Origin of the sequence: Pseudorhodoferax soli (genome assembly GCF_003337555.1) — a bacterium.
Taxonomy (GTDB): domain Bacteria; phylum Pseudomonadota; class Gammaproteobacteria; order Burkholderiales; family Burkholderiaceae_C; genus Pseudorhodoferax; species Pseudorhodoferax soli.
Window position 1 is genome coordinate 1 of record NZ_QPJK01000024.1, and the last position, 7678, is coordinate 7678.

Here is a 7678-nt window from a genome sequence, read left to right on the forward strand (position 1 = left end):
CGCGCGCTGGTGGTGGACGACAACGACGCGGCGCGCGAACTCATGGGCACGCAGCTGTCGGGCATGGGCTTTGCGGTGGACACCGTGGGCAGCGGTGAAGACGCGCTGGCCGCGGTGGCGCGTGCGCAGTCCGGCAAGCCTTACGGCCTGATGGTGGTGGACTGGCAGATGCCGGGCATGGACGGCATCGAGACGGCCAAGCGCGTGCGCGGGCTCAACGACGGGCTGCGCATCGTGATGGCCACGGCCTACGGGCGCGACGAGGTGCGCGCGCATGCCGACGAGGCGGGCATCGAGGCCTTCGTGGTCAAGCCCGTGAGTGCCTCCGCGCTGGTCGACGCGCTGATGACGGCGCTGGTGCGCCACACCGCACCATCCTCGCGCGCCGTGCAGATCCAGGAGATTGCGCCGGACCTGCTGCGCGGCGTGCGGCTCCTGCTGGCCGAGGACAACGAGATCAACCAGCAGATTGCCGTCGAATTGCTGGAGGGCGCGGGCGCGCAGGTGCGCGTGGCGCACAACGGGCGCGAGGCCGTGGACATCGTCAACGCCGGCGACCCATTCGATGCCGTGCTGATGGACTTGCAGATGCCGGTGATGGGCGGCCTGGAGGCCACCGGGCTGATCCGCGCGGACGCACGTTTCAAGGCCCTGCCCATCATCGCCATGACCGCACATGCGATGGTGGAGGAACGCGACCGTTGCCTGGCGGCCGGCATGGTGGACCACATCACCAAGCCACTGGACCCGCCGGCGATGTTCAAGGCGCTGCTGCGCTGGGTGCAGGCGCAGCCGGCCGGGCCCGGCAACGGGGTGCCGGCCCCCGCGGCGCCCGCGGCGCCCGCGGCGCCCGCGGCGCCCGCGCAGCCGGCGCCGTCGGCCACGCAGGAGTTGCCCGAGATCGAAGGCCTGGACACGGCCGCCGGCCTGCGCCGCGTGGGCGGCAACCGCGCGCTGTACCTGCGGCTGCTGCACCAGTTCGCGGACGGGCAGGCCGATGCCGTGCAGCGCATCGAGGCCGCCCTGGCCGCCGGCCAACAGGAAGAGGCAGAGCGGGCGGCGCACACCGTCCGGGGGGTGGCCGGCAACATGGGGCTGGTGGCGTTGCACGCTGCTGCGGCCACGCTGGAGGACACGCTGCGCCGTGGCGGCGACGTGCCGGCGGCGCTGTCGGTTTTCGGTGCCGAGCTGTCGGCCCGGGTGCAGGCGCTGCGCGCGGTGCGGAACGCGGACACCGGCATGCCGGTGGCGTCACCGGTCGGCGCCCCAGCCATCGACGCGGTCCAGGCAGCGGGCCATGCGCAGCAGTTCGCGCGCCTGCTGGCCGACTGCGATGCGCAGGCCGAGGACTACCTGGCCGCGCACCGCGCGGCGCTGGTGCAAATCTGCGGCGCCGAGGCGATGGTCGCCACCGCGCTGGCCGTGCGGGCCTTCGACTTCGATGCCGCGCTGCAGACCGTGCGCGATGCTGCTGTGCAGCACGGCGTGGTGATCGAGGCTGCGGCTTGAAGCGGGGGCAGGGCGTTCTGGCCTCCCAGAACGCAGAACAGCCTCCCCGTGCATCGAGTTCGCCGTCGAATTCATTTATAAACGGTAACAAATCAACGCCGCCCGTCTTTCCATGCACCACAAGCGCTTTCGGATGGTGTTGTCGGCACCGCCGGCAAGGCCACGCGGATAGGTGGCCGACCCGGCCATGCTTGCTTCGTCCATGCAGCACCGCGACGGCCCAGACGCCCCCGCCATGCCGGGCGCCGCGCCTGCGGCGTTGATCGTGTGCGAGCCCGGCGGGCAGATCCAGCGCACCAATGCCGCGTGGACGCGCCTCTTCGGCCCAGCGGCCGGGCAAGGACCCTCGTTGTTCGATGCGGCGCTGTATGCGGATGCCGAAGCGGGGGTGGGACAGCTGCTGCAGGCACTGCAGGGCACGGGCGAGACTGTAGAGCCGCTGGCGCTGCGCCTGCTGCGCCACGACGGATCGGCCTTTGTCGGGCGCGTGCAGTGCTCCACGCTGCAGGCCGATGGCCACACCTGGTACAGCGCCTGGATCACCGACGAGGGCCCTGGCCGCCCGGCCCCGGCGCCGTTGCAGATCGGGGCGCTGGCCCAGGAGCACGAACTGCTGCTGGGCCACCTGCTGGCCGGCGTCGTCTTCGTCGGCGACGGCCGTCTGCTGCGCGCCAACGCGGCCTTCGCCAGCCTGTTCGGCTTTGCCGACGCGGACAGCCTGGTGGGCCTGCAGAGCAACGCGCTGTACGAGGACGAGGAGGAGTTCCAGCGCTTCGACGCCGAGCGCCGGCGGTCCTTCGCGCAGGACGGCGTCTGCAGCACCAGCTGGCGCGCGCGGCGCCAGGACGGCAGCGTCTTCCAGGCCAACGCACGCGGCCGCAGCGTCGCGGTGCCCGGCTTGCACGAGGCCGCGGTCTGGATGGTGGAGGACGAGGCGCAGACGCTGGGCGCCCAGCAGGCGCGGCAGGAGAACGAGAGCTACAGCCGCATGTTCCAGCAGTCGCACATCGCCGTCGTGATCTACGACCCCGAGGCCGACTGCTATGTGGAGTGCAACGAGTCGGCGCGCAAGCTCTACGGCCTGGAGCGGGCCGAGGACCTGGTCGGGCGCGACGTGCTCTCGGTCTCGGCTCCCATGCAGGACATGGGCCCCTCGGCGGATCTGCTGGAAAGTGGCCGGCGCAACCAGGTCAAGCGCGGCCGCGAGACCTCCAGCTTCGAGTGGCGCCACCGCCGGCCCGACGGCACGGAATGGATGGCCGAATGCCGTGGCACCTCGTTCCGCTACCGCGGCAAGACGCTGATCCAGATCACGCTGACCGACATCACCGCGGCCAAGGCGGTGCAGCGCCAGGTCAAGGAGTCGGCGGTCTTCCTGCAGACCATGATCGACCGCATGCCGAACGCGGTGTTCTACAAGGGGCCGGACGCGCGCTTCCTGGGTTGCAACGAGGCCTTCGAGCAGGCGTTCGGCGTGCAACGTGCCGAACTGTTGGGCAAGCGCCTGGACGAGCTGCTCCACATGCCGGAGCCCCGGCGTTCGCAGCTGCAGGCCGAAGAGGAGCAGGTCATCGCCGACGCATCGCACGTGCACCGCGAGACCCGGTTCCGCTACGCCGACGGGCACGTGCACCAGGTGCTGTACTCGGTCAGCGGCTTTCGCAAGCGCGACGGCAGTCCCGGCGGGCTGGTCGGCGTGCTGGTCGACCTGGAGGCGCTGAAGGCGGCCGAGACCGCACTGGGGCTGGCGCAGAAAGAGCAGGTCGCCATGTTCGAGACGGCCGGCGTGGGCATCGCCTTCGTGCGCGACGGCGTGATCGCACGCTGCAACCGCGAGCTCGACAGCATGTTCGGCTACGCCGCTGGCGAGCTGCAGGGCCGGCGCCTGGGCATCTGGTATGGCGAGGGCGGGGACGACGACGCGGCGCAGGCGCGGCTGGAACAGCGCATCGGCATGCCGCGCGACAGCCGGCACGACCAGGAGTTCGTGCGCAAGGACGGCACGCGCTTGTGGTGCCGCATCACGGCGCGCCACATCGATGCCGACACCGCCCAGGGCAGCGTGTGGTTCATGGAAGACGTGAGCGAGGAGCGGGCCATCGCGCTGGCGCTGGCCGAGGCCAAGCAGGTGGCCGAGGAATCGGTGCAGGCCAAGTCGATGTTCCTGGCCAACATGAGCCACGAGATCCGCACGCCGATGAACGCCATCATCGGGCTGTCGATGCTGGCGCTGCGCACCGACCTGGACACGCGCCAGCGCGACTACGTGAGCAAGGTGCACAACGCGGGAACGGCGCTGTTGGGCATCATCAACGACATCCTGGATTTCTCGAAGGTCGAGGCCGGCAAGATGGACATCGAGGCCGCCCCGTTCCGGCTCGACGAGGTGCTGGACAACGTGGCCGCTTTGCTGGCACAAAAGGCCGGCGACAAGGGGCTGGAGCTGTTGTTCGACGCCGCGCGCGAGGTGCCGCCGGTGCTGGTGGGCGACGCACTGCGCATCGGCCAGATCATCACCAACCTGGTCAGCAACTCGGTGAAGTTCACCGAGCGTGGCCAGGTCGTGGTGTCGGTGCGGCTGCTGGAGCGCGAGGGGGAACAGGTGTTCTTGCGCGTGAACGTGCGCGACTCGGGCATCGGCATGACGCCCGAGCAGGCCGCGCGGCTGTTCCAGGCCTTCACGCAGGCCGACGGCTCGACCACGCGCAAATACGGCGGCACCGGGCTGGGCCTGACCATCAGCAAGCGGCTGGTCGAGCTCATGGGCGGGGAGATCCACGCCGAATCGACGGCCGGCCATGGCAGCGAATTCTGGTTCACGCTGCGCCTGGGCATCGGCGAAGACCAGGGCGGCTACGACATCTCCGCGCTGGGCGCCATGCGCGGCATGCGCGCGCTGGTGGTGGACGACAACGACGCGGCGCGCGAACTCATGGCCGTGCAGCTCTCGGGCATGGGCTTCGCCGTCGACACCGCGGCCAGCGGCGAGGAAGCGCTCACCGCGGTGTCGCACGCATGTGCCGGCCAACCCTACGGCATCATGGTGGTGGACTGGCAGATGCCGGGCATGGACGGCATCGAAACCTCCCGGCGCGCACGGCTGCTGGACAGCACGGTGCGCATCGTCATGGCCACCGCCTACGGCCGCGACGAGGTGCGCGCGCAGGCCGAGCAGGTCGGCATCGAGGCCTTCGTCGTCAAGCCGGTGGGCGCCTCGTCGCTGGTCGACGCGCTGATGACCGCGCTGGTGCCGAACGCGGGCCCGTCGGCGCGGCCGGTACAAACGCAGGACGTGGCCGCCGACCTGCTGCGCGGCGTGCGCCTGCTGCTGGCCGAGGACAACGAGATCAACCAGCAGATCGCCATCGAGTTGCTGGAGGGCGCGGGCGCGCAGGTGCGCGTGGCGCAGAACGGGCGCGAGGCGGTGGACATGGTGGCCTCGGGCGAGGCCTTCGACGCCGTGCTGATGGACCTGCAGATGCCGGTGATGGGCGGTCTCGAGGCCACGCGGCTGCTCCGCGCCGATGCGCGCTTCGCCCACCTTCCCGTGATCGCCATGACGGCGCATGCCATGGTGGAGGAGCGCGACCGCTGCCTGGCAGCCGGCATGGTGGACCACATCACCAAGCCGCTGGACCCCCCGCTGATGTTCAAGGCGCTGCTGCGCTGGGTGACGGCGCGGCCGGCCGAGGCGCCGGCGGCTGCGGCGCCCTCGCAAGCGAAGCCGCAGGCGCCGACGGCCAAGCCGGCGCCCCCGGCCCTCGCCGCCGCGCAGGATCTGCCCTCCGTCGACGGCCTGGACACCGCGGCAGGCCTGCGCCGCTTGGGCGGCAACCGCGCGCTGTACCTGCGGTTGCTGCGCCAGTTCGTGGACGGGCAGGCCGATGCGGTCCAGCGTGTCCAGGCTGCGCTGACGGCGGGCCGCCAGGAGGAAGCCGAGCGGGCAGCGCACACCGTGCGTGGGGTGGCCGGCAACATGGGGCTGGTCGCCCTGCACGCCGCGGCCACCACGCTGGAGGAGGCGCTGCGCCACGGCGGCGACGTGCCGTCCGCGCTGGCCGCCTTCGGTGCGGAACTGCACGCGCGGGTGCAGGCGCTGCGTGCGGCCTGGGGCGAGCCGGCCGAGGCAGCGGTGGCAGCCGTGGCGCCCGCCGTGCCCCAGCCGGCCATCGACGCCGCCGAGGCGGCCAACCAGGCCCAGGCCTTCGCGCGGCTGCTGGTCGATTGCGACGCCCAGGCCGAGGAATACCTGGGCGAGCACCGCGCTGCCCTGAACCAGGTGTGCGGCGACGAGGCGCTGGCCGGCATCGTGCGAGCCGTGCAGGGCTTTGACTTCGATGCCGCGCTGGCGAGCCTGCGCGCGGCGGCAGCGCGACAGGGCGTGGTGATCGCCAGCGGCTGATGGGCCTGCGCCACCGTCCAGCGGGGCGCGCCGGGCCCCGGAACCGTGCGGTCTGGCCATTTCGGGCGGGGCAACGGCTACTTGCACGCATCGAATTCGCCGGCAAATTCCTTTATAAACGGTAACGAATCAACGCCGCGGTCTTCGCAATGCTCTACAAGCGCCTTTGGATGGTTCTTCCTGCGCCGCTGCCGGTCCCGCCGCGCCGCTAGGTGGCCGCGCCGACCATGCCCCTCTCGCCGATGCAGCACAGCGGCGCCCCGGACGCCTCTGGCATGCCCGAAGGCGCGCCGTCGGTCCAGCGGCTGGATGCGGCGCAGGCCCTGCTCCTGGCGCGCCTGATGGCCGGCACCGTGCTCATCGCGGACGCAAGGGTGCTGGCCGCCAACACCACCTTCGCGCAGATGTTCGGCTTTGCCGACGCCCAGACGCTGGTCGGCCTGGAGATCGCCGCACTGTTCGAGGACGAGGCCGAGTACCAGCGCTTTCGCACCGAGACAGCCCGGTCGTTCGCCGACGGCGAGACCTGCAGCATCACCTGGCGCGCGCGGCACCACGATGGCACGGCCTTCCAGGTCTATGCGCGTGGCCGCGCCACTGCGCTGCCGGGCGGGGGCGCGGCGGTCGCCTGGATCGTCGACGACGAGACCGATTTGCGCCGTGCGCAGGAGGCGCGCCAGGACAACGAGACCTACAGCCGTATGCTGCAGGAATCGCACATCGCGATGTCGATCTACGACCCGGTCGCCGACTGCTACACGGATTGCAACGAGGCCGCCCGCAAGCTGTATGGGTTGGAGCGCCGCGAGGATCTGGTCGGGCGCAACGTGCTGTCGGTCTCGGCCCCCCGGCAGGAAAACGGCATGGGCTCGGCGGAGATGCTGGCGATGGGCCGCAAGCGGCTGCAGAGCCGGGGCGAGGAGATGCCGAGCTTCGAGTGGTACCACCGCCGGCCGGACGGCGAGCTGTGGATCGCCGAGGTGCATGGCACGCCGTTCCGCTACCGGGGGCGCACGCTGATCCAGTTCACGGTCAGCGACATCACGGCCGTCAAGCAGACGCGCCGCGAGGTCCAGGAGATGGCGGTCTTCCTGCAGGCCATGATCGACCGCATGCCCAACGCCGTGTACTACAAGGGGCCGGACACGCGCTTTCTGGGCTGCAACGAAGCCTTCGAGCAGGCCTTTGGCGTGCACCGCGGCGATTTGCTCGGCAAACGCCTGGACGAACTGGCGGACATGCCGGAGCCGCTGCGCAGCGAGATGCAGGCCGAGGACGAGCGTGTCGTCGCCGAGGCCACGCATGTGCGCCGCGAGATGCGGTTCCGGTTCGCCGACGGACGGGTGCACCAGGTGCTGTACTCGGTGAGCGGCTTCCGCCGGCCCGACGGCAGCCCTGGCGGCCTGGTGGGCGTGATGGTGGACCTGGATGCGCTGAAGACCGCCGAGAGCGCGCTGGGCGTGGCGCAGAAGGAGCAGGTGGCCATGTTCGAGACGGCCGGGGTGGGCATCGCCTTCGTGCGCGATGGCCTGATCGCGCGCTGCAACCGCGAGATGGACAGCATGTTCGGCTATGCAGCGGGCGAGCTGCAGGGCCAGCGCATGGGCATCTGGTACGGCCAGGGGGCCGAGCAGGCCGAGGCGCAGGCGCGGCTGGAAGAGCGCATCGGCACGCCGCGCGACAGCCACCACGACCAGGAGTTCGTGCGCAAGGACGGCGCGCGCTTTTGGGGCCGGGTCACCGCGCGCCACATCGATGCGGACACCA

Annotated in this window: 3 protein-coding genes; all 3 read left to right on the plus strand. The window is 71.1% G+C overall.

Annotated features, from left to right (window positions below):
- The coding region (locus DES41_RS37595; RefSeq protein ID WP_147283070.1) for a response regulator at nucleotides 1-1509 on the plus strand (1509 nt) is incomplete at its 5' end.
- 187 nt (nucleotides 1510-1696) lie between these two features.
- Nucleotides 1697-5911 carry a PAS domain-containing hybrid sensor histidine kinase/response regulator gene (locus DES41_RS37600; RefSeq protein ID WP_114472799.1) on the plus strand — a complete coding sequence of 1405 codons (4215 nt, stop codon included), beginning with the start codon at nucleotides 1697-1699 and terminating at the stop codon, nucleotides 5909-5911.
- A 227-nt stretch (nucleotides 5912-6138) separates the two neighbouring features.
- On the plus strand, nucleotides 6139-7678 hold a 1540-nt coding region (locus tag DES41_RS37605; RefSeq protein WP_147283071.1), incomplete at its 3' end, for a PAS domain-containing protein.